The sequence below is a fragment of the Hymenobacter siberiensis genome, assembly GCF_018967845.1.
In the GTDB taxonomy this organism is placed as follows: domain Bacteria; phylum Bacteroidota; class Bacteroidia; order Cytophagales; family Hymenobacteraceae; genus Hymenobacter; species Hymenobacter siberiensis.
Map to the genome: position 1 here is coordinate 1 of NZ_JAHLZZ010000004.1, position 23,203 is coordinate 23,203.

The window sequence follows — 23,203 nt, forward strand, 5'->3', positions numbered from 1 at the left end:
CCGACCGCCGTGAGCACCACGGGCACCTCGCCGCAAGCCAACTGGCGGGCACTCGCTTGCACCTGAACCGTGGCCAGCGGCGGCACCTGCAGCTGCAAGCGCTGGGCCTGGCGCGTGCCGTCGGTGAAGGTGACGACGACGTAAACGGGCTGCGTTCCGGGCTGGCCGAACACCGGCGCCACCCGCTGCCCGGAAAGCAACACGGGGCTAGCGGCGTTGCCAATGGTCCAGTGCACCTGCTGAATGCCCTGCCGGCCGGGGTCACGAAGCTGGACCGCCAGCTGGGTGGGCTGGCCCGCACAGCCCGGGGTTGTCACGACCACAAAGCCTTCTTCGACGCTGCCGGTGCCGCCGGTCGACCGACCCGGGATGTTGGGCAAACAGTTTTGCGAGCTGGGCAGGCGGCCCACGGGCAAGACCGTACCCGCCAACGGCTGCGCGGCGAAGCGCACGTAAGCGGCGTTGACGCTGTTGCACGAGTCAATCACGGGCAAGGCCGTGGCACCCAACACGGCGATGTATATGCGCCCATTGGGCCCGCGCCGGTACGAGCCGGTAAGGCCGCGGAAGCTCGCCTCGGGCGCCAGCAGGCGTTTCGACCGCAGGAGCGCCGCCGGGCTACCGGCCAGCAAATCGTAGCGCACCAGGCTGCCCCGCTCGTCGGCGTACAGCAGGCTGCCATCGGCCGAAAAATCGGCCCCGAAAACACGGCCGGGAAACTGGCCCGCGGGCACGGCCGGGTGGGTGAACAGGTTAACGGCGTTGCTCACCCGCCCCACCAGCGGGTCGAAATCGAACACGTCCAGACCGCCGAGCAAGCGGGTGGCAACCAACTGCCGCCCCGACGGCGAAAAGCGAAACACCCCGGTCTCCGCCACGCCCAGGCCCGCAAATACCGGCCCCACGGCGCTCACCACCGGTTGAGCCGCCACGCCCGCCGGCGTGAAGGCGTAGGCATAGAAGCTGTTGTTGTCGAGGCCGTGGACCAGAATCCAGTAGTCGCGGCCGTTGGGCTGGCGAATGGCGGCCAAGTGCTCCGTGGCCAGCGTGTTGCCCGGAAGGGGAAGGGGCACATTGCGCTGGCGCACATCGCCGAGGCCGTTGCGCAGGCGCAGGTCCACCACGGAATAGCGCAGGCTGTTCTTTACGAAACTTTCCTTGGCGTCGGTCGTGAACAGGTACACCAGGTTCGGCTGGCCCGGCGCAAACAGGGCCACGGCTCCCTCGCTGGCCGATACATTGCCCCCCAGCGGGAAGCCACTGGGCATGAGTTGGTGCGTGCGGTCCCAGACCCGCTCGCCGTTGGAATACAGCAGCAGCGCCCCCGTGGTAGAGTCGGCCAAGCTGGTGCAGGACTCATACGAATCCATGACGCTGCTGGGCACCACTTGGGGCCAGTAGCGACCGGGCACAAACTGCAGCGCGCTGGCGGTGCCAAAGTACCACGCATCGTATTGGCGCTGCGCGTATCCGAGGCGTGGGCCGGCCAGCAACACCATCACCAGAAGCAGGAGCCAGCCCCAGTGCCGTGCGCCGGTACCGCACAAAAGCCGCCGGGTCGCCCAGCACGAAAGGGGGCTTTCCATGCGTTCCCGTTGGGGCAAACGGGTGCTGAAAAGGGCTTGTGACAGCGGGAGCATTCCCCCCAGATTGGCAGAACGCGAAGCGGATTTTAAGCCAGGTGGAGCCGTTTGCGCCAACGCCGGCGTCAGCGAGGCGCAGGAGGCAACGAAACAACCGACCGCCAAGAGTAGATTTTCTTTCATATAAAGAGGAAAGTAGATAAAAAAACTGTGGTAAAATGAAAGTACACGCTTCCAGCCAATAGGAAAGTAGAAAATAGCAAGGGGCGCGTAAGGGCACGGGAGCTGTTCTATCGTTGAGGTGGTCCAGTTACGCTGGACAGTTTAGGGCATTAAGTTGAAGAAGCTGCTGGTGAGTATGATAGGGCGTTTGGTAGTCAATTATGGAGTGCAGGCGTTCGTGATTATGGTAATCAAAATAGTCGGCGACGCTGCGCTGCGCATCCGCCAAATCGGCAAAAAGGGGCCGCTCGCGGACTTCGGGCACCTCCGTTTTGAGGCCCGACCCCCGGCTTTCGGCCTGGGCGTTGTCGTAGCAGTCGCTGCGGCGGCTTTGCGAGCGTATGGCTCCGTGGTCGTGCAGCAGTTGCCGGTAGGCGTTGCCGCAGTATTGCCCACCCCGGTCGGAATGCACGAGTAGGGCTGGAGCAGCCGGTTGGGACCAAAATGCCCGTTGTAAGGCATTGGTCACCAGTTCTTCGGGCATGGTGGCTCCAACTTGCCAGCCGACGACCTGTTTCCTGGCCATGTCCTGAAAAGCGCATAGGTAGGCCCTACCGGGTACGACCCAGTCGCCGTTGGCCAGCGGCAGGCAGGTGATGTCACTGACCTAGAACCGATTGGCCTGCGTGGGCTTGGGCTGGTCGAGCAGCCGGTTGGGCGTGCAGCGCCGCCCGTGGGTCGAATCGGTGGTGCGCGGCGTGAAGGCCTTGGGTTGCAGCGCGCGCAGGCCCCGGCGGCGCATGGCCGCCCGCAGGCGCTGACGGCCCACCCGGTGCCCCTTTTTTCGCAGCGCTACCGGGAGGCGGCGGGGGCCATAACAGCGTTTATGCACCCCAAACACCTTGACTAGCGCCGTTTCCCAAGCGGGCTCGCCTGGCACGACCCGTTGTTGCTGCGCTTGTTGCCACGCTTGTTGCCACGCGTAGTAACCGCTGGCCGGTACGCTGAGCAGCTGGCAAAGCCGCCGCACGGGGTAGTGGTCGCGCTGCGCTTTGATGAACCGGTAACAGCTCATTGGTCCGGTGTCTGCGAGAGCCTGCGCTTCTAGCAGGCGCTGGCGCTGGCTTTTTTTAAAATATCCAGCTCCTGCGCTTGCCGCCGGTTAGCCGCCCGCAACTGGCGCAACTCGGCGGTAGTGGCCGGGTCCAGTTCCGCCCCGCGAGCGGCTGCCACGGGGGCAAGCGCTTCTTTCTACCACTTGTAGAGGCGTTTGGGGTCAATGTTCAGGGCGCGGGCCGCGGTCTGGGGCGAGCGGCTTCCACCGGCCAGGCGAAGGGCCTCGACCCGGAAGGCGGCGTCATAGCGCCGACGTTTGCTGGGTGGGGGGCTGTCTTTCATGACATTGGAAAGATAAGACCCTATTCTGTCCAGATTTACCCGACCACCTCATAATGCACCGTGCTCCAGCACGGAAATTCGCCGGGTAAATCCCGCCAGCCGCACCCGTTTTTCAGCACGTACAGAATACCATTGACCTCGTCAAGCAACGGCCATTTACTTTTGCGGCGTACGATAATCAGGGGCTCGATTCGGGACCAGTCCCGAAGATGCAAATCAGATGCATATCTATTTATTCGAATAATACTTTTACAACAAGTAGTGCGCTGCAAATTTAACTTAAACACGATTCTTAGGGCCCCGCAGGGCCCGTTGGGGGAGGCGGCGCGGTTTGCGACAGGGTCTCCAGACGGGCCACTGGCACGGGCCGGTCCGCGAGGGCCATGGAAGCGTGCACCGAGCGGACGGCCAGGGCCTTGACGACGGCGGGGTACTGCAGGTGGGAATGGCATTCGCGGAGTTTCATGGCAAAGAGGGGACGTGCAAGGATAAAGATACGGCCCCTTCCCCTGCCCCGCCGCTGGTCCCGCAAGGCTGCTATTCTCCGCACCGTGGGCGGAGAATAGCCCACCTAATCTCCGCACCGTGGGGACTTAGGAAGGGGCCCCGGCCACCGGACTGGGCAGGGGGCGGGCGTGCAAGACCACGCCGCGGTGGTGCAGGTACTTGTAAAAGGTGGCCTTGCAGAGCATCAAAAAGTGTGGGGCAATTCTGTTTACGGCTGCTCTATGCGAAAACAGGGCTAATGGCCGCTTAACCCGTATCTGGACTGCCCCACACTTTTTGATGCTCTCCGGAGTTGAACCACGGCGGCTACCGCATGCGAAGAGAGAAGCTTTTTTTCATGGCCGTCCAGCGCCGGCTCTAGCGCCGGGCACAACCAGCAGGAAAAGCTACCCCGCCACCGGGTACCCGCACGAGTTGATTTGTGCCGCCGCGCCGGCCCCTGGGGCCGCTTATTGTGCTTTCGCCTTGTCAATCGACAGGACCGTTTGCAACAGCACGTTGGCGCCGTTGGCCAGGTCCCCCGGTTTGGTCAGTTCTTGGGGCGAATGGCTGATGCCCCCCACGCTGGGCACGAAAATCATGGCCACGGGGGCAATCGCGGCCATTTCCTGGGAGTCATGGCCGGCCCCGCTTTGCATCAGCTTGGTACTCAACCCCAAGGCCGTGGCCGCTGCCTGGACGGTTTGCTGCAACGCCTTGTCCGTGAGTGCTGGTTTTGAGGCGTTTGCTTGCCGGTCGAACCGGATGACGGTGTTACTGGTCACGGCAATGGCAGTTGCCCGGCGCTCAATTTCCCGAAAGAGCGTTTCGATTTTATCGGCAGCTAAATCCCGGATTTCCAACCCCAAGACCACTTTGCCGGGAATTACGTTGTACGCACTGGGGGTGACGGCCAGTTTGCCCACCGTGCCCACCTGGTTTCCTGGTACCGAGGTGATGACTTCGTTGACGGCGATGACCAGCCGGGACGCCGCCAGCAAGGCGTCTTGCCGCACGTTCATGGGGGTGGTGCCGGCGTGGTTGGCAAACCCTTCCACGGTGACTTCCCAATGCACAATGCCCACGATGCCTTCCACTACCCCAATCTGTACGTTTTCCCGCGCCAAAATCCCCCCTTGTTCGATGTGCAACTCCACCCAGGCGCGAAGGTCCCCCCTCTTCCGGACACTAGACTGAATGTTGTCGGGGTTGCCCCCAATGGCCTTGATGCCTTCCGCCATGGTGGGCCCGCTTTGGCTTTTTTGTTGCAACCCTGCGGGGGTTAAGTTGCCTGCCATGGCCATGCTGCCCACGGTGCCACCTTCCTCGTTAGAAAAAATGATGACTTCCAGCGGGTGCTCGGTGAGTATTTTGTGCTCGTTCAGCACGTCAATCACTTCCAGCGCGCCGAGGGACCCCAACGGGCCGTCGTAGTTTCCCCCATCGGGCACCATGTCAATGTGCGAGCCAAAGGCAATGGGTGGGAGCTTGGGGTTTTTCCCTTGTCGTTTGCCGATGATGTTGCCGGCCGCATCAATGACCGGGTCCAGCCCCGCCCGTTTCATTTGCGCGATAAACCACGCTCTTCCGTCGATATCTCCCTTGGTATAAGCTACTCGGTAGCCATGTCCCCGGTCGTCCCGGCCAAATTTGGCCAATTCGTCCAGGCGGGTCACGATGCGCGCTTCGTTTACCCGCAACGGGTTGCCCACCACCGCGCGTTGGCCATGAGCGCCCAGCAGGCCCAGGGTGCAGACGCTCAAAGCGGTGACAAACACGTTTTTGATAAAGGGTCTTCTTTTCACCATGGGTTTTTTAAATAAGTGGACGAGCCCCATTCCAAGCCCCCAATAGGTGCCTGAAAGATGGCCCTGGTTAAAATGAGGGTCTAAATATTACGTCAAAGCAACGGGATTTCCGATAACGTGGCGTATTTCCGCCCAAATTAGCTCCTGCGGCTAATGCCCAAACAACAGGAGTTGGAGAGCATCAAAAAGGGTGGGGCAGCTGAGACCACTAAGCTCTTGACCACTGCCGGCGGGATGCCTACCCATACCGTTTAACCCAACTGCCCCACTCTTTTTGATGCTCTCCTAATCTTGACTTTAGCCCTTTGAGTAAACGTATTTTTTGAGTACCTGATTACTCGCTTTGCTCTGGAGCCTGTACGGATGGTTTTGTCAGCGCTTGTTGCCGCTATGAAGCCGTGCAGTAACTCAGCAAGTGTTTTTGAGGGAGTCCTATCTGACTCGAACCTGTCAAAAGGGAATGGAAAAGGTCGCGTGTTTTCTCAAACGGTTAACACGCACTTTGTACGCCTAAGACACACATCCTGCTGTATGCCAAAAGGGCTAAAGTCAAGCTAATATGCTAGACGTAAATCATCTTAAATTAGACCACCGACCTATTACTTTATCCGTCAAGCACGCTATGTGGCCATCGTGAAACGGTTTGCCACTTCCCGGAGCCATCAATAAGCCTTAGACCGGACGTCTGCCCTGGGATAGGGCCCGCTCCACTACCTATCAGCGCTCCAGCAGGATTTCCGCCCCCAAAATTACCATATCTACCCGGCCTTTCAGCGTCTGGTCGATGAAGGGCGTGTTCTGGGATTTGGATTTCATAAATTCCTTCGTGAAGGTGGTTTCCGCTTCGGTATCGAACAAGAGGCACTCGGCTTTTTGGCCCACTTCGATGGCGGCTACCGGCAGGCCCATCAGGCGGCGTGGCTCCGCCGAATAGCGCTTCACCACTACGTCCCACCCGAATTTTCCGGGCTCGACGAAGTGGTGGTAGAGCGATACAAGAGCCGTATCCAAGCCGGTGATGCCATTGGGCGCGCTGAGGAAATCCTGGGCTTTTTCGAACGGCGTGTGCGGCGCATGGTCCGTAGCAATGATGTCGAATACGCCTTCGATGAGCCCTTCCAGCAGCGCATCACAATCGGCCTGCGTCCGCAACGGTGGGTTCATCTTATAGTTCGTGTCGTAGTCGCCGATGTGCTCGTCGGTGAACATCAGATGGTGCGGCATCACTTCGGCTGTCACCTTCACATCGCCGCGGGATTTCCACCAGCGGATGGTTTCCATGCCGAGCTTGCTGGACACGTGCTGGATGTGTACATGGGCACCCGCCGCGTGGGCCAGGCGAATGTCGCGGTCAATAATAATTTCCTCCGCGCAGGCCGGCGAGCCCTTGATACCGAGCCGGTAGCTCATCACCCCTTCGTTGAGGGCGCGCGGCCCGGCCAGTTCCAACACCTCGCAGTGGCTGGCGAAAAACATCCCAAACTCGGTGGCGTACTGCATCGCCCGGAGCAGCACCGCTGGGTCGGCGGTGGTATCCCCGTCGTCGGTGAGCATTTTCACGCCGAGTCCGCGCATGCCCTCGATTTCCGCCAGCTCCTTGCCCTCGCGGTTCTTGGTGACGCAGCCGGAGGTGTACACCGGAATGCGGGACCGGACCTTGGCATTTTCCAGCACGGTGGCCACCGCGGTGGCCGAGTCAAGGGCCGGGCGGGTATTGGGCATCATCACCACGCCGGTAACGCCGCCGTTGATGGCCGCTTCGCTGCCCGTGGTGATGGTTTCCTTGTTTTCAAACCCGGGGGCGCGGAAATGGACGTGGGCATCAAACATGCCGGGCATCAGCACCCGGCCGCGCGCGTCGATGACGCGGCCCCCCTCGGGGATGGCCAGTTTGGTGCCGATATTTTGAATGATTCCTTCGACAATCAGGACATCGCTCTCGACAAGCACGGGTGAATTTTCGGTGGCGATGCGGGCATTTTGAAGGAGAATCATGGAGGGAGGAGTGCTGTAAACCGGCAAGGGGTGTGATGGGGATATTCGGGCTGTTGGAGAAGAAAATACACGGGCGGAACCAGCCGCCGCGTCCGGCGTTTAGGGCAGAATGACCTTCGAGCCGGCGCGCGGTTGTGCGGCATACGCTTCCTGCTTCGGGAAGTCGCCGCCCGGCGTGAGCCAGTCGAGCACGGCCATGCGAACGGAGATGCCGTTTTCGACCTGGTTGGTGATGAGGCTACGTTCGTAGTCCATCACGGCGTCGCACAGCTCGACCCCCCGGTTCACGGGGCCGGGGTGCATGATGTAGAGGCCGAGGTCGCTGATTTCCGCCAGCCGGGTGTTGGTGATGCCGTACACCCGGTGGTATTCGCGCACGCTGGGGAAAAACTGCACGTCCTGGCGCTCCAGCTGCACGCGGAGCAGGTACACGACATCGGGCGTCCAGGCCATGGCCGCCTCATAGTCGGTGAAGCGGCGGATGCTTGCCGGCACATACTTAGGCACCAGCGAGCCCGGGCCGAGATAAGCGACCTCGACACCCAGCTTTTGCAGCAAAGTGCTGGTGGAGCGCGCAACGCGGGAGTGCAGAATATCGCCGATGATGAGGACTTTTTTGCCCCGGGGGTCAGGGAATTTTTCCTTGATGGTGAAGGCGTCCAGCAGGGCCTGGGTGGGGTGCTCGTGCGCCCCGTCGCCGGCATTGATGACCGAGGCCGTGGTTTGGCGGGCAATCATGCCGGGCAGGCCGGGGTGCCCATGGCGGACGACGATGTAGTCGGTGCGCATGGCCTGGAGCGTCTCGATGGTCTCGCGCACCGACTCGCCCTTGGTGATGGAGGAGTGGGCGACGTCGAAATTCGTTACCTCCGCCGAGAGGCGTTTCGCCGCGACCTCGAAGGAGGAGTGCGTCCGGGTGCTGGCCTCGTAGAACAGCATGAGCACGGACTTGCCCTCGAGGGCGGGAATTTTTTTCACCGAGCGGGTGAACAGTTTTTTAAAGGACGTGGATTGGTCGAGCAGGAACTCGATTTCCTCCCGGTGAAGGGATGCGATGTCGAGCAGGTCTTTACGTGCCATACTGGAATGGGAAAAAATAAGTACGAAGTCAGTACTTGCGAGTCGGCGGTTTTACCCTAGTTGTTTAACAATGCCCAACTCACTGGACATAAAAAAACCGTTTCGGAATCCGAAACGGTGGCGGGGCAACACGCAGAAAAAATAACGGAAATACCAAAGGCAAAATCGGAAGAACCGATGGTGGCGAAGACCTTCCGGTCCACTCGCGGGTCCCAGCCGAGCAGGGTCCCGCGCTTCATCAACAAGTTTTTTGGTTGAAGCATGATGCAAAATTACGGCATTATCACGCCCGGCAGTTCATCAGCAGTGTTAATTTTTTCGCACCGCTTTTCTCAAATTTTATTTTCGACCTAATGGGCTAAACGACGCGCTTTTTATCATTCATTTCGTCATCAAAAAAATAATGGCGCGCGTAACCAATTGCTTGGCCAGTACCATCCATCTTAACTTTGGCTCTTTATTCCGCAGCCTCCGCTGGCGGGCCGCCATTCTCCGGCGGCAAGCAGCCCATGAACTACTCGGTAGTTCATGGGCTGCTTCATTTTCGGCCGGCACCATGAGTATCGAGGTGGTCTGGTTTGGTCGAATCCGGGCGGGCTGTCATCTTTCGGTTACGGTTCAACCCTAGCAGCGCCCGTTGCCATGGATACCTTCTTGGCCCTCAACCGCTGCCCACACATCGTGGCCGGTTTGACTGGCTTTTTTGCGGCCCCGGCCGTGCGCAAAGGCGGGGTAGCACATCGGCGCTGGGGGGTAGCCTACAATTCTGGGCGTGCCGCTTACCCGCTATTGGCACCAGCGTGGGCGGGCGGGCGGGCGCAGCGCGTTAGCCCCGCACCAGGCTCCGGTTTATTCGGCTCACCAGCGCCGGCCCTTCGTAGATAAAGCCGGTATAAAGCTGAATCAGCGAAGCCCCGGCGGCCAGCTTCTCCTGCGCATCGGCCGCCGAATGGATGCCGCCAGCGCCAATAATCGGCAGCCCGCCGTCGGATTTCTGGTGCAGGTAGCGGATGACTTCGGTGGCCCGTGCCCGTAACGGCCGGCCGCTCAGACCGCCCGCGCCCAGCGAGGCCACATGGCCCGGCTCGGTACTCAGATTATCGCGGCTGATGGTGGTATTGGTGGCTACAAGGCCACTGAGCTGCGTTTCATGGGCTATTTCCAGAATGTCGTCGAGCTGCGAATCGGTGAGGTCTGGCGCGATTTTGAGGAGCAGGGGGCGTGGCACGGCGCGGGCCTGGTTGCGGGCCTGCACCTGCTGCAAGAGCTCAATCAGCGGCTTTTTCTCTTGGAGCTGGCGCAGATTGGGCGTGTTGGGCGAACTCACGTTCACCACGAAGTAGTCGACCACCTCGGCCAGCGCCTCAAAGCCGGCCACGTAGTCCTCGGCGGCGCGCTCGTTGGGCGTGTCCTTATTTTTGCCGATGTTGCCGCCGATGATGAGCTGGCGGTTGCGGCGCCGTGCCAGCCGCGCCGCCACCACGGCCGCCCCGTCGTTGTTAAAGCCCATGCGGTTCACCAAGGCCTCGTCCTGTGGCAGCCGAAACAAGCGCGGCTGCGGGTTGCCGGGCTGCGGCCGGGGCGTCACCGTCCCGATTTCCACGAAGCCGAAGCCCAACGTGGCCAGTTCATCGGTCAGCGCTGCATTCTTATCAAACCCCGCCGCCAGCCCCACCGGGTTCGGAAATTTCAACCCAAATACCTCGCGCGCCAGGCTGGGGTGCTGGAAATTATACATTGCCCGCAGCAGCGCCGGCGTGCCCGGCACCCGCGCCGCCCGGCGCAGGTTGTCGAAAACGAGGTGGTGGGCGCGCTCGGCGTCGAGGTTGAAGAGCAGGGGTTTGACGAGGGACTTATACACGGGAAGCGGGGCCAAATTAGCGGTTAAGGTCGGTGAATAATCCTCTTAAACCAGTCGTAGGCCCGGAATAATATCTTGTGAAATTTGCCACAGCCTTGCCCGAGCACCGCAGGAATCAGGAATGACATTATAGAAGCAGGAAGCCGAACAGGTATGGTGGGCGATGAAACAGGCAAACGCCGGATGCCAGCAAGCCGGCGAAGGTCAATCCGCTACCCGGGAGCAAAGATGGCATAGTCGTGTCAGATTGCTCCCCTGAGCGCCTGGTTTCGAGGTTACGAAACTCATCCCCTCGGCACGTTTCGTAAACTTTGATTCGTAGACGGGTTTTTTAAACTCGCCCCGCGCTACAGCAGCCTGCTGGCACTTGGTACTGGCCAGCTGCCAGGCGTTTAGCGAAAGAAGGCGTTTCAGGGGGCTGGGTTTGGGGTGGCCGCTGCTTGGCTAGGAGCGCCGCCAAGCGCTTACTGGCGCAGAAAATCAAGCACCGTTTTGGTCAGCGCCACGCGCTTGTTGCTGAACGGGTGGTCTGTGGCCCATACTTCATACCGAAAGCCCGCCTTGTTGGCGGCTCCGATGAGCTTAATCCAGGCTTCGTTGCGCCGGTTTTCGTCGAGAAATACCAGTTGCCGCGTGCGCAGTCTCGGGCCCAGGGCCGTGAGCTGATACGCCGACGCATTGGCCAGCACCGGTGCCAGCAGCGCCTTGCCCGAGGTATTGTGCAGCATGAACAGTCCATCGACGTTCTGTTCAAGGGCCGCTAAGCGGGCTTTATCCGTCTCGGTTGCCGCCGTGTAAATATCCCAGGGGGAAAGGATGACGGCTTTTTTGAGGGCCGGCAGTTGGGCCATCGCCTGCAAGCCCGCCCAGCCGCCCATGCTGTGGGCTAACAGTGCCAGCCGGGTCGTGTCGATGCGTAAAGGTTTCGCCTGCTGCTGGCAAAACCGGACCACGCTGGCTACGTCCTCCACGCAATTGGCAAACGAAAAGTCGCCCTCGCTGCCCCAGGAGCCGCGGTAGTCAAAGTAGAGTACGTTCCAGCCCGCGCGCCGCACGGCTTGAGCCACGTCCAAGTTGCGCTCGTTGCCCGGAAAGCCATGTAGTAACAGCAGCGTCGGGTGCAGTTGGCTTCCCGCCGCCGTGTACATGAAAGCGGCTAGGCGGCTGCCGTGCGACGCAATGGTTAATTCTTCGAGGCCAGCCGGTGCTCCTACCACGTCCCGGAGGTCCGTCGTTAAGTGCTCCGTGGCGTTGACGGTTTGTGCGTGGGCCGCTGTTTGCGCCAAACAGGCGGCCAGCAGCCCCGCACACGTGGCGAGGGCCAGGAAAGTGTGTTTCATGCTGACAAGTAACGCCAACTTCGTCTTAATGTGCAAGTAAACACCCCTTTTGGGGTTCTTGTTGCAAACGGGCATATTTACATGCTAAGCCTTTAACACGTTGATTTTAAAATATATACTAGCAACTTGCAATTACTATTATCAAAAAGGAAATCCTTTCTGATAAGCTCGGGCCACCCGCTCAATTGCTTGGAATCGCTCTTTTTACCACTTTTTTGGAGCTGACCTTTTTGATAAGGTGTGGTTGAAGGGCTTAGCGTGTAAATCCGCCCGTTTGCAACAAGAACCCCTGCATCAGCCAGGTCATGAGGTCGGCTCCGTAGCAGCCGAAGTCCGGCAGGGCCCCGCCGTCGTTCTGCACGGGGTCGGTGAGCCAGGCCAGAAATTCGGCGTTGACGCCGATTTCCTTCGGCCCCTGGTGGCCGTCGTGGGCCACCATTTTGCGGATGTCGCCGAGGGCCCGGTCCTCGTTCACCAGCTGATAGGCCCGCCGGTTGGCGCCCTACCACGTGGTTTCGTAGTTGGTGAGCAGGTGGATGTGGTGCTGGCGGACCAGGGCGGCCATTTGCCGGGCGTGGTCGAGATTAACGGCCAAGGGCTTCTCCACCATCACGTGGATGCCCTTCGGCGCGCAGGCCTGCACCACGGCCAGGTGCGCGGAGATGCTGCCAAAGGCCGTGACCGCCTCGGGCTTGGCTTTGGCCAGCACTTCGGCCAAGGAGGCGTACACCAGCGCCATGGGGAAGCCGTACTGCCGGGCATAGCGCTCGGCCAGGGCCCGGTTGGGTTCGGCAATGCCCACGAGGACCAGGTCGCCGTGCTGGGCGCGGCCGAGGAGGCCGTGCACGTGCGTATGCGTCAAGCCGGCGATGCCCACCCGCAGCGGCGGGGCAAAAATAGCGGATTCGCGGAGTACGAGCAACCACAGCGGCAAAGAGACGGGACATCGTGGGTCGGGCAGGAAGTGTAGAGGAAAAGTAGCCCGCCTTTTGATTCACGGGCCCAATGAGTCCCAAAGAGGGAGCAAAAGCGGTTCGTTATCCTTGCACTACTGGGATAAAATGCTGAACTTTAATCAGGCCGCAGCCAGTTTTAACGCCAGCGCCCACGTCGGAGGGGACCAGCGGGCGTTTGGCCCCCGTGCGCGGAAGCTCGTAGCGGGACGCCCCGGTCGTTCGCCGCCCGCTTTTTGTTCCCCCCCCCCTTTTTTTCCTTCTCTGATGGAACCGCAATCCCCTTCCACGCCGGCGTCTCCCCAAAACGAGTACGCCCCAACCCCAAACCCGGCCGTTACGCCCCCCCCTGCGGCCCCGCTTGCCGCCGCCGCTGCGGGAGGGTCCGATCAAGCGCTGCCGGCGGTGGTCCCCGCCGTTCCGGTGGCGCTGGTTGTTCCCGTTGCGGCCGCGGCCCTTCCGGTGCCCGACGCGGCGGTCGGCGCCCCCGGTGCAGCTGCGAACCCGGTGGCGCCGACCGCCGCGGTTAGCCCGGCCCCGCCCGCAGCCCTGCGCGCGGGAAGCGCCGCGCAGCCAGCGGAAACCCCCACGACGCACACCTTTTCGGTCCCAATCGAAATAACCACCAGCACGCCTTTCCAACCGGCCCCGCCGACCGCCAGCGCCCCGGCACCCGCGCCGGTGACGGGGCCGACGCCCCCCTGCCGAGATGGCCAGCCCACCCCACGGCACCGTCGGGTTGCAGTACGCAACGGCCCGCGACAACGCCGAGCCCACCGACCAAGCCCCAGCACCCGAACCACAAGCCCCGCAATAAGCCCCTGGCTACCAGCGTTTCCATCGGGACACGGGTTGGGGCCGGCCCACCGTACCAAGAGCAGAAGCATCCATTAAGGACAGCCCGCTCTTGCTAGTCAGACCCTTTCGCTGAACCCCAGGCATGGAGCTGCGCCCGCCTGAAGAAAAAGCCATCCCCCAGTCCGGGTAGTTAGTAAGCATAATCGCCGTATTTTATTATTATTTGCTGACAAAATTTATTAATCCCATGAAAACAGCCTTCGAACTCGCGTGTGATGCGTACCAATTGCGTAAGGAAGCGGAGCACCGCGCCCGCCTGCGGGCCTTGCAGCACGAAATGGCACGACCGCCCCTACCCGCTCCTCCGCCTGCGGCCGCTTTTCCTCGCCGAAGCCGAGCCTAGGACACCCCAACGCGTCCAGAGAACCAGCTGGGGCACTGGGCCGCACGCGGGGCCCGACTACACGGGAGGTTCGTCATGGGAAAGTACCGTCTTCGTGAACTCAATTTCGCCTAGAAGGAGGGACCATGTAATGCGTGCTGCCCGGAGTTCATTTAAGTTCCAGTACATCCTCTACACTTCATTCATGGGTGGTCGACCACGCACTTTATTATTAGCGCTAGGGGTTCTTTTAGGAAGCAGACATACTCCTACGCCAAGGCCACAAAAGTCAGCTCAAAAGGTCAGTTGCCGTCGTTGAGGCGAGCCATCGATTCGGGAAATGAGTAGTAGAACCGTTTTTAAACGTGCTGGCTGGCCATTTTGCGCATCATTCTATCGTCCCGCCAAACGTGTATTTTCTGAGACGCGCGCTTTGGAAGTACATCCACGCAGTATAAAGGGCCTTTTGTGGGCTTCGGGCAGGCGTTTGCCCGCTTACTGAAAGAACCCCTGCTCTGGCTTTCCCGAGAACGGCGGCGGCGGCAAGCACAAGCCCCCCAACCTCTGTAGCCCGGACAGCATACCCGCCGCTCCAAACAGACGCGTGCTTTCTTCCCGTACTTCCCAGCCTACTTTTGTGTGCTTTCGCCACTGCGCGTATTGCGCAGTAGGCAGCTATTACAGACCAATAAACTTATAAATAACTGGTTAGTTGTCAATCGGCAGGCCCCCCTTTAACGCTTTTGTGTTCTGCCCGGCATCCCCCTTCCCTCGTTCATGCACCTCGACTCCCCCGCGCCCGCTTTCACTGCCCTGCCCCAAGACTACGCCCGCTACACCGCCGACGACCAGTGGGTGTGGCGCATCCTGTTCGAGCGCCAGATGCAGGTCCTGCCCACTGCGGCCTCGCGCCGCTTTCTCGAAGGGCTGCCCCGCATCCATTTCCAGGCCGGCTGCATTCCCGACTTCGCCGCCACCAACCCGCTGCTGGAACAGGCCACCGGCTGGAACTTGGTCGCCGTGCCCGGCATCGTCGACGACCGCACGTTTTTTGCGCTGCTGGCGGTCCGGCGTTTTCCGGCCACCACCTGGCTGCGCACCCCGGCCCAACTCGACTACCTCGAAGAGCCCGACATGTTCCACGACGTGTTTGCCCACGTACCGCTGCTTACGGACCCGTTTTTTGCCGATTTCCTGCAAGCCGTTGGCATCCTGGCGCTCCGCCACCTTCACGACCCCTACGCCGTGGAGCTGCTCTCGCGCCTGTACTGGTTTACGGTCGAGTTCGGCCTCATTACCGAAGCAGGCACGCTCCGCATCTACGGGGCGGGCATTCTGTCGTCGGCCGGAGAGACCCGGTATTGCCTGAGCGATGGGACCGCCCGACGGCCCTTCGACGTGGCCCATATCCTGGCCACACCCTACGTGAAAGACCGGATGCAGGACGTGTACTTTGTCATCGATTCCTACGAGCAGCTCGTGGCCTCGGTGCCTGCCCTGGAAGCCGAGCTGCTCCGCCTGTTGGCCGCGCAGTCCGCGGAGTTGACCCAGGCGCGTGCTTGAAAATAGAGGAGCCAGCGATTGGTTTTAAAGGGCATATCCTCTTTCTTCCTTGGCAGAAAGACGAGTGGTCCGCCGCGTTTCCATCCGGTGAATGGACAATGAAGTACCGGCTGCCCGTGCGGGAGCCAAAGGACAGTCTACCTCCCTTCGTCGGCATTTTGAAACCTTTCTGAAACCTTTTCAAAACTGTTTTGAAACCCCGCTGCCACACGTTTTGGGGTTCTTGTTCCAAAAGGGCGGTTTTACACGCCAAGCATTTAACTAATTGATTAAGTGGTTATTGCCAATATAAAATCCGAGGCTTATCAAAAAGGAGTTCCTTTTTGATAAGCCTCGGATTTTATATTGATTGCTTGGAATCGCCCTTTTTAAGCAGGTTTTTGGGCTACCCTTTTTGATAAAGGACTTAGCGTGTAAAACCACCCTTTTGGAACAAGAACCCCTACAGTAAACCTATCTTCGTGACACACCTGTAAAAAACGGGTGGAGTATGAGGCATCTAAAAAGGGTTTTGCTGTTCTTCTTCTTTCTCGCCCTGGTGCTCTGGAGCCCCATTGGACGGCTAGTGGAGCGCGGCGTCGATGCCCACTTAGTAGGAATACACCGCCGGCAGCTGGCGGACCGGAACACGGTCCTTGACCGCTGGCAATGCCGCCTGCTCTATGGCGGCATCGTGACACTGGGCGGCCTGCGGTACCCCGAGGGCGCCGCCGTCATCGACCATTACCTACACGGCGGCGGCCGGAACCTGTACTTATCGAGTGTGTACATCCGCCACTCCCCGGTGGTGCGCCGGCGGCTCGCGGCCCTGTCCGTGGGCCAGACGGCGGTGGTCACGCTGCAGCAGCAGCAGGATTGGCGGCTGTCCTATGCCCTCAACCCGTTTCGGCTGCGGCGCGAAGCCCACCGCGTGGTCATCTACCAATGGATGGCGTTCGACCCACGGCCGGTGGCCCGCACCGTGCTGGACCTGGGCCTGGTGCGCTTCACGGTTCCGGACGGCCTTGTTCACGTTCTGCACCCTCGGCCGTTTCTAGCCCGTTGCGAATGGACGGAATAAGTGGCTTTGGTTAAAAGTTTGGACCAAAAGTACTCTACCCTACTATTTTTAGTAATTGATTTTTAGCAAGTTGCCTCGTAATCCAGTTCAGTAGCGTTTCAACCAAGCGGGCCAATGGGTCCTCGGGCAGGGTCAGCGGGCGGGCGAGTTGGCGGAGCAGATTGAGGCCGTGGCGGCTCAGGCTGGCGGCCCGGTAGCCGTGGTTTTTGCGGGCAATGGGCTGGCGGCCGCCGTGGGCGGCCGCGCCCACGCCCAGACAAAACGCGTAGGCCAGGCTGACCAGGGCCACGAGCTTGCGCAGCTTTTGGAAACAGCGCAAGTGGGTGGCTTCCAGGTTAAAGCCCCGCCCTTTCAGATTTTGAAAGCATTGCTCAATCGTCCAGCGCTTGGCATAGAGTTGCGCGAGGTGGTTCAGGCCGGCCGTGGCAAACAGGAAGACAAACGCGTCCGCCGCCACGGCCTTGACCCAGGCCTGTCCCCAGACCCCGTCGACCTGCACGTGGGCGAAGCGGCGCACCTGCCCCGGCACCAGGCCCAGGTCGGCCACGGCCTGCCGGCGGCCGTCGGCGTGGGTCAGGCAGTGGTGCTTGGGCACGCGCATGACAAAATTAAGCCCATTGTCTTTGAGCCACTTGAACCACGCATGGCCGACAAATTCCCGGTCGCCCACGACCAGGCCGATGCGGTCTTTGCCCAGCAAGGCCAGGCACTTTTCGAGCACCGCGATGCGGTCGGCGGCGTTGGAGTTGCCGCTGCGGTTGTCGAGCAGGTGCCAATAAAGGGGCACGTGGACCTCGCCCGTGCCGACGGTGACGAGCAGGATGTTCACCTGGCACTGGCCGAAGTCCCACTCCGTGCGGTCGAGGCATAAGCGCAGCTTGCCCTGCGCAGGCAACAAACTCAGTAAAAGCCTGGCCAACAGTACGTAATTGAGGTCTACTTCGCGGAAAAAGTCCTGAATGCGCGTTTCGTTCGAGGCGGGCTTGGCCGCGTCATTGAGGTGCTGGGCCACCTCGCCGAATTGCACGTTGCGGCTCTTTATCAGGCCAAGAATGAACTGGCCCACAAACTTTTGGCGGGACAAGTGGCCCACAAACGGGGCCTGTTGCAAAAGCGTCGTAATTTTAGCAGCGAAGTGTTGCTTCACGGGGCAGAACGGTTTTTTGGTGGTGTCGTAACCCCAAAGGTCGGGCTGCCCCGTTTTTGTACCTGAAAAATAGTAGGGTAGAGTAGTGGTGGGTAAATCGCCCTGGCACCACGGCCGGGCACTGTAGCGACACCCCACAGACCTGTGCCTATCGTCAATCTTATAAGCTCCTCATATATGTTATGTAAGTGACATTTAACCAATAAATTGCATTGGTATATAATAGCATGTTTACCAAACAGACATACTGTTGGCCTTGGTTAAAAGGTTAAACGGGTAGCCGTTCGGTGGCCCGGAGCCGGGGCAGGCCGACGCCCGCTAACGACACCAGGTAGGAGCCAGAAAGGTACACCTTGCCGGCCCCATCCAAGCGGTGGTGGTTGAATAGCCGAAAATGGAGCCAGAAAGTGGGGCCGCTGGTGTCGCTTGTAGGCCCCACCTTATTGACCTGTTCGGCCTTCATCTTGACTCTGACCGCATCTGGACTACAGGCCAGTAACTTAGCAGGATGCCAGAGCAGATGACGGCTTGCTTGTGAGCTGGCAGCTGTGCAATCGGCAAGACAAGCTTAACTGCTGCGGTAAAACTTTGGAAAACCCTATGTTGTAATGTAGAAGCCTTAGCCACATTTACTTGGAAGATGATTCCCAACTCCTCGTTTAACTTTTGGACCGAACTTTTAACCAAGGCCAATTTTATGAAGGATAGTGGTGCAATGAAGCCACCTGCCCCGCAAGCAACCGGCACGCGCTCTGGCTAAGACGGGACCTCGGCTCGTTAGCACAATACCTTTGTTTCGACATTAACGCACTTTTTACCACCTTTTTGCTAGAAACCTGCCCATGCGCTTTTTTACTCTTTTAATATTGCTTAGCGGTTGGGTCAGTATGGCCTCGGCTCAGTCAGCGGAGCTGCTGCAGGCGTATGCCCGAACCAGTGGCGTAACGGGCCGGGAGGAGGAAGCCAGCCAGTTTGTGGAGTCCCTGTTCAAGGCCGGGGCGCTGCAGCACGACCGGCTGGGCAACCTGGTGCTGGTGCTCGGCAGCGGGTTGCCGCGCCGCTTGCTCGTGGCCCCGCTCGACGAGCCGGGCTACGTGGTGAGCCAGATTCAGGATAACGGCTACCTGCGGGTGACCCCCGTGGGCGGCGGGCGGATTGGGCCGTTGTTTCACCAATTTCTGGAAGGTCACGATGTGCGAATCAGCACCGAACGCGGGGCCGTGAACGCCGTTTCGTGCGTACCGTCGTCGCACTACGATGGCCTGCGGGCCGAGCCGGAAAAAAGCAAGGCCCCGTTCTCGTGGCAGTCCGCTTTCCTGGACGTGGGCGCTTCTTCGGCCGCGGACGTAGCCACCCAAGGCATTCGGCTGCTGGACCCGCTGACCCTCGAGAAAAAGCCGGCCGTTATCGGGCAGCAGTGGGTGGCGGCGCCGGCCATGAAAGCGAAAGCAGCGGCCCTGGCGCTGGCCGCCGTGGCCCAAACCTTGGCAGCAGCCCCGGTCAAGGGCACCGTGGTAGTGGCCTGGGTTACCCAGGAGTTATTGAATGGCAAAGGCTTTGAAGCCGTTGCCAACCGGTTTGGCCCGTTCGAGGAAGTGTACCGCTTCGACCGCCACCTCGAAACCGAAGCCACGGGCACCGGACAGTTTCTGGCCAACCAGGCGCTGCCTTCAGTGCTCTCCGGGCAGGTGCTGACGCAGCCGACCCGGCCGGCCCCCAAGCCCGTGCTGCCCAACACGAAGCTGGCCAATGCCCGCACGTACCTGCTGGGCCTCCCCGCCCGGTACCCCAACACGCCCGTGGAGGCCGTGGCCGTGGCCGATGTGCGGCAGCTCGCGCAAGCCTGGCTGCTGGCAGTCGGTTCGCCGGCCCCGGCCCCGGTTGCGCTGCCACAGCCCGCGGTGGCAGCGGGGCCACCGCCCGTGGCATTGCCGGCACCGGCCCAGCTCTTGGCGGGCTTGGTGGGGCAATACGGCGTGAGCAACGCCGAAACCCCGGTGCGGGAGTTCATCGCCCGGCAGCTGCCGGCCTGGGCCAAACCCGTGGTGGACCAGGCCGGCAACCTGACCCTGACCTTCGGGCAAGGCCAGCGCCACCTGGTGTTCGTGGCCCACATGGACGAGGTGGGGTTTGTGGTCGATTCCATTCGACCCAACGGCCGGCTGGTGCTGGCCATGAAAGGGGGCGCGTTTCCCTGGCTGTGGGAAGCCCAGCCCGCCTTGGTGCACATCCCTGGGCAAGCGGCTATTTCCGCCCTGTTTGAGCCCCGGCCGGATTACATGAAGGCCACCAAAAGCGCCCTATCGGTTCCCCTAACCCTATTCGCGGGCTTCACTTCCGCCCAGCAAGCCCAGGCGGCCGGCATCCACCCGGGCAGCTCCACCGTGACCATGCCCAAACGGCTGCGCCCGCTGGGCACGCAGCGGGCCGCCGCGCGGGGCCTCGACGACCGGGTGGGCTGCGCGGCCTTGTTGCTGAGCTTGAAAGGACTGGACCCCGGCAAGCTGCCGTACAAAGTCACGTACGTGTGGTCGATGGCGGAGGAAATTGGAGTGCTGGGCGCTGCGTTTGCCGCGCAGCAGCTGCAGGACGCCACCGTGGTGTACCCCATCGACACCTTTGTGTCGTCCGATGCGCCCCAGGAGTCTCGGATATTTGGCTACTGCCCTTTAGGGCAGGGCGCCGTGATTCGGGTGCTGGAAAACCCCAACTTCGTTCCGCGCCATTTGGTGCGGGAAGTGCACGCCCTGGCCGACCGCCACCGGATACCCATCCAGGAGGGTATGACGGCCGGTGGCACCGATGGACTGGAATTCCTGAATTATGGCATTCCTTCGGTGCCCCTTTCCTGGCCCGGCCGCTACTCGCACTCGCCTGTGGAAGTGCTGGACTACCGCGACATGGACAGCCTCGTGCGCCTGCTGCGGGCGCTGGTGCAAGTGAACGTTCCCGCTAGGGCTGCAACACAGCCCACAAAACCTCGCCGCTAACGGGGGTTCTTCTGGCAAAAGGGCGGATGGGCTTTACCCTCCTTATTTTGAACAACATGCGTTTACCTTGGGACCGTTTTCTTGAACGTCTTTTCCGAAGACGTGTCCTCGCTGTTACGCGCGCCTCCACTACTCCAAGGCACCGCAAAAGGGGTGCACGACGCCGTAGCCCACCGCCGCAACTGTAAAAGCCAAGCCCCTAAATAAGAAGGCGGCCGCCCCAGTCCTGACAAACGGCGAGGCCGTACTCATTGGCTACGGCCCGCTTGCGCAGCGCCGTTTCTTCGCATACGCCTTCGTCCATACCCCTTGCACGCCGCCCCGTCACGCTGGCCCGCTTCGGTTCAGCGGCTGGACTAGCAAAGTGGCCGGACTGACCCGTCATTTGTGCGTCATCAGGCTTTTGGCTCCCCATCATTTCATCCCGTACTTTCATCCCGTACTTTCATCCCGTACTTTCACCCGAACAAAACACCCTAAAATGAGCAAAGTGCTGATTATCGTCGACGTGCAAAACGATTATTTTGATAATGGTGCCATGGAGCTCGTGGGCGCCTTGCAAGCCAGCGAAAACGTAAAACGGGTATTGGCAAAATTCCGCGAAAAAAACCTGCCCATCGTCCACGTTCACCACCTGGGGGTATCTCCCGACGCGACCTTCTTCCTGCCCGGAACAGCAGGGGCCGAGATTCACGCGAACGTGACACCGTTAACTGGCGAAAAAATGGTGGTGAAATACTACCCGAACAGCTTCCGGGAGACGGACCTGCTGGAGCACCTGCACAGGCTAGCGGTCACGGAAGTTGTGGTTACGGGCATGATGACGCACATGTGCATTGATGCCACCACCCGTGCCGCCCGCGACTTGGGCTTTGAATGCACCGTCATCGGAGATGCCTGTGCCACACGAGACCTGGAAGTAAATGGGGCGCACGTGAAAGCCGCTGACGTGCAGACGGCATTTTTAGCCGCGCTGTCCTCTTTCTACGCCAAGGTTCAAAACACGCAGGAGTACCTGGCTGCCGAGGGGCAGACAGCCTAAGAAGCATAGCGGAGCCTGTCACGCTGATGGAATAGCGGCATTAAAAAACGTGATAAGCGGTTGAACGCGTTTACGGCAGGACCGTTTGCGTGAACGCAAGTCTCCCATCTCAACTTGGTTGCTAGGCCGCTTTCGGCAGCACTGTCTTTTGCTTCACCGCGGCGGTTTCCGGGACCCGCTGCAAATCCAGGTCTTGGAAATCGTAAGCGGTGCCGGGGACGTACACCAGATTATTCAGCTTGAGGCTCGTGGCCCGGCCTTGGGCGTCCAGGTTGAAGGTCGCAAATTCATCGGTGGGAATGCTGCGGTCCTTCCAGCGTATCACACGCGTGTTCCCGCGGTACGGCAGCACCTGCCCCACCAGGCGCGGCGAGCGGGCCGCCACCTGATAAATGCGGACCCCTGGCAGGGCACAGGCGGCCACCACGCGCTCCCGCAAATCAATCGAATAGGCTTTCATATCGAAAAATAGATGAAAATCTGTACACGGAACAGGAAACCGCTCTAGCTTCTTTTTGTATAGGACTTACGCACTTCAAAAGCTATGCAACCTGAAAATCAACGACTTGCATTCAAGACGTATATTTGTTATATTGCTGTTTTTCAGTTGGTTAGTGTTTAAACTGCGTAAGTCCTATTGTAAAAGCTTTGCTGCTGGTTTTTGAAGAACAGATGCCTTGACGGCAGATTCGATTTTTCTACCCCCAGCACCTGCTGCTGCATCTATCACTAGAGCGTGAGGACAATTACCTTTGGTTATCTGCTTGTTACCTAGAATAAATTAAGGATTTAAGTATATGCGTCGTCATGAAATCACGGCCCCCCAATGGGTGGCTATTGCCCCTCTGCTCTCGGGCAAAGTCGCCGATTGCGGCGTAACCGCCAAGGATAACCGCCTTTTTTTCAACGCTATCGTGTGGATAATGCGCACCGGCTGCCCGTGGGCGGACCTGCCCGAACGCTTCGGCAAGCACAATTCTGTCTGCAAGCGCTTCCACCGCCTGGCCCAAAAAGGCGTGTGGGAACGGGCGTTCGAGGCCCTGCAAGCCCCCGAGTTGGACTGGGTCATGCTCGATTCGACCGTTGTGCGGGCGCACCAGCATTCGGCCGGCCAAAAAAAAGCACCGCCGACGCCGAGCGCTTGGGCCGCAGCCGGGGCGGCATCGGCACCAAAATCCACGCCTGCATCGAGTCGCTGGGCAACACCGTGCGCCTGATTGCCACCGGCGGGCAAGCCGGCGACAGCCCGCAGGCCCTGCCGCTGCTGGCGGACCTGGCGCCGGGCAAGGTGCTGGCCGACACGGCCTACGACAGCGATGAAACCCGCGCCTATTGCGCCGAAAAGGGCATCGAAGCCGTCATTCCCAGCCACCCCGGCCGGACTTAACCCCTTCCGATGGACGAGGAAACCTACCGCGACCGCAACAAAGTCGAGCGCTTTTTTGGCCGCCTCAAGCAGTACCGCCGCCGGGCCACCCGCTACGAGAAAACCGTCGTCTCCTTCCTGGCCTTCTGGCATATTGGAGCAATGATAGATTGGCTTAGATAAATATAT

General features: G+C 60.3%; 21 protein-coding genes and 1 pseudogene. 6 read left to right on the top strand and 16 right to left on the bottom strand.

All coding sequences use genetic code 11. From position 1 onward, the window contains the following. The 14 genes from KQ661_RS21560 to KQ661_RS22985 form a co-directional block, all read right to left on the bottom strand. Nucleotides 1–1,586, bottom strand: a 1,586-nt coding sequence (locus KQ661_RS21560; RefSeq protein ID WP_216728108.1) for a lactonase family protein, incomplete at its 3' end; no start/stop codon positions are given. 307 nt (nt 1,587–1,893) lie between these two features. Next, nucleotides 1,894–2,403: a DDE-type integrase/transposase/recombinase gene (locus tag KQ661_RS21565; RefSeq protein ID WP_216728140.1), complete on the bottom strand. Its 510-nt coding sequence runs from the start codon at nt 2,401–2,403 to the stop codon at nt 1,894–1,896. 9 nt (nt 2,404–2,412) lie between these two features. Continuing rightward, nucleotides 2,413–2,820: an IS3 family transposase gene (locus tag KQ661_RS21570; protein ID WP_216728109.1), complete on the bottom strand. Its 408-nt coding sequence runs from the start codon at nt 2,818–2,820 to the stop codon at nt 2,413–2,415. Between the two features lie 29 nt (nt 2,821–2,849). Then, a complete protein-coding gene (locus tag KQ661_RS22670) occupies nt 2,850–2,978 on the bottom strand; it encodes a hypothetical protein (RefSeq protein ID WP_262898362.1) in 129 nt (42 codons plus the stop codon). An 18-nt stretch (nt 2,979–2,996) separates the two neighbouring features. Continuing rightward, nucleotides 2,997–3,143 (bottom strand): transposase, encoded by a 147-nt coding sequence (locus KQ661_RS21575; RefSeq protein ID WP_216728110.1) that lies wholly within the window; start codon nt 3,141–3,143, stop codon nt 2,997–2,999. A gap of 35 nt (nt 3,144–3,178) precedes the next feature. After that, nucleotides 3,179–3,595: a transposase gene (locus KQ661_RS23240; protein WP_394369658.1), complete on the bottom strand. Its 417-nt coding sequence runs from the start codon at nt 3,593–3,595 to the stop codon at nt 3,179–3,181. Nucleotides 3,596–4,099: 504 nt separating this feature from the next. Continuing rightward, nucleotides 4,100–5,407 (bottom strand): Zn-dependent hydrolase, encoded by a 1,308-nt coding sequence (locus KQ661_RS21585; RefSeq protein ID WP_317196169.1) that lies wholly within the window; start codon nt 5,405–5,407, stop codon nt 4,100–4,102. Between the two features lie 747 nt (nt 5,408–6,154). Continuing rightward, nucleotides 6,155–7,432, bottom strand: coding sequence for a dihydroorotase (locus tag KQ661_RS21590; RefSeq protein WP_216691022.1), 1,278 nt, complete (start codon nt 7,430–7,432; stop codon nt 6,155–6,157). A 99-nt stretch (nt 7,433–7,531) separates the two neighbouring features. After that, on the bottom strand, nt 7,532–8,512 hold the full coding sequence (locus tag KQ661_RS21595; protein WP_216691021.1) for an aspartate carbamoyltransferase catalytic subunit: 981 nt from the start codon (nt 8,510–8,512) through the stop codon (nt 7,532–7,534). A 56-nt stretch (nt 8,513–8,568) separates the two neighbouring features. Next, complete coding sequence (locus KQ661_RS21600) at nt 8,569–8,775, bottom strand: hypothetical protein (protein ID WP_216691020.1); 207 nt, start codon at nt 8,773–8,775, stop codon at nt 8,569–8,571. Nucleotides 8,776–9,338: 563 nt separating this feature from the next. Continuing rightward, the gene (locus tag KQ661_RS21605; protein ID WP_216691030.1) at nt 9,339–10,373 is read right to left on the bottom strand and encodes a quinone-dependent dihydroorotate dehydrogenase; all 1,035 of its coding nucleotides are present in this window, start codon (nt 10,371–10,373) and stop codon (nt 9,339–9,341) included. A gap of 464 nt (nt 10,374–10,837) precedes the next feature. Next, entirely contained in the window at nt 10,838–11,713 is an 876-nt protein-coding gene (locus KQ661_RS21610; protein ID WP_216727056.1) for an alpha/beta hydrolase family protein, read from the bottom strand. A 253-nt stretch (nt 11,714–11,966) separates the two neighbouring features. After that, nucleotides 11,967–12,188, bottom strand: a complete 222-nt coding sequence (locus KQ661_RS22980; protein ID WP_317196170.1) for a Gfo/Idh/MocA family protein — start codon at nt 12,186–12,188, stop codon at nt 11,967–11,969. Nucleotides 12,189–12,215: 27 nt separating this feature from the next. Beyond that, complete coding sequence (locus KQ661_RS22985; protein ID WP_317196171.1) at nt 12,216–12,635, bottom strand: Gfo/Idh/MocA family protein; 420 nt, start codon at nt 12,633–12,635, stop codon at nt 12,216–12,218. A 1,988-nt stretch (nt 12,636–14,623) separates the two neighbouring features. Between KQ661_RS22985 and phhA the strand changes: the two genes are divergently transcribed. Both phhA and KQ661_RS21625 read left to right on the top strand, forming a co-directional pair. Next, on the top strand, nt 14,624–15,409 hold the full coding sequence (gene phhA / locus KQ661_RS21620; RefSeq protein ID WP_216728113.1) for a phenylalanine 4-monooxygenase: 786 nt from the start codon (nt 14,624–14,626) through the stop codon (nt 15,407–15,409). Nucleotides 15,410–15,920: 511 nt separating this feature from the next. Further along, nucleotides 15,921–16,469, top strand: coding sequence for a hypothetical protein (locus tag KQ661_RS21625; RefSeq protein ID WP_216691017.1), 549 nt, complete (start codon nt 15,921–15,923; stop codon nt 16,467–16,469). 34 nt (nt 16,470–16,503) lie between these two features. On the opposite strand, the gene KQ661_RS21630 is transcribed toward KQ661_RS21625, so the two are convergent. Continuing rightward, nucleotides 16,504–17,616: an IS4 family transposase gene (locus KQ661_RS21630; protein WP_216686426.1), complete on the bottom strand. Its 1,113-nt coding sequence runs from the start codon at nt 17,614–17,616 to the stop codon at nt 16,504–16,506. An 887-nt stretch (nt 17,617–18,503) separates the two neighbouring features. On the opposite strand from KQ661_RS21630, the gene KQ661_RS21635 reads away from it, so the two are divergent. Both KQ661_RS21635 and KQ661_RS21640 read left to right on the top strand, forming a co-directional pair. Continuing rightward, complete coding sequence (locus KQ661_RS21635; RefSeq protein ID WP_216728114.1) at nt 18,504–20,606, top strand: M28 family peptidase; 2,103 nt, start codon at nt 18,504–18,506, stop codon at nt 20,604–20,606. Nucleotides 20,607–21,087: 481 nt separating this feature from the next. After that, entirely contained in the window at nt 21,088–21,648 is a 561-nt protein-coding gene (locus tag KQ661_RS21640; RefSeq protein WP_216728115.1) for a cysteine hydrolase family protein, read from the top strand. A 121-nt stretch (nt 21,649–21,769) separates the two neighbouring features. Here the strand turns inward: KQ661_RS21640 and KQ661_RS21645 are convergent, their stop codons facing one another. Beyond that, the gene (locus KQ661_RS21645) at nt 21,770–22,108 is read right to left on the bottom strand and encodes a DUF3471 domain-containing protein (RefSeq protein ID WP_216728116.1); all 339 of its coding nucleotides are present in this window, start codon (nt 22,106–22,108) and stop codon (nt 21,770–21,772) included. Between the two features lie 337 nt (nt 22,109–22,445). Here KQ661_RS21645 and KQ661_RS23245 point away from each other — a divergent pair, with 337 nt between their 5' ends. Both KQ661_RS23245 and KQ661_RS23250 read left to right on the top strand, forming a co-directional pair. Then, nucleotides 22,446–22,865 carry an IS5 family transposase gene (locus KQ661_RS23245; RefSeq protein WP_216728117.1) on the top strand — a complete coding sequence of 140 codons (420 nt, stop codon included), beginning with the start codon at nt 22,446–22,448 and terminating at the stop codon, nt 22,863–22,865. Then, nucleotides 22,790–23,197: pseudogene (locus tag KQ661_RS23250) on the top strand (IS5 family transposase). Before KQ661_RS23245 ends, KQ661_RS23250 begins: the two are co-directional and overlap by 76 nt. Nucleotides 23,198–23,203: the final 6 nt, after the last annotated feature.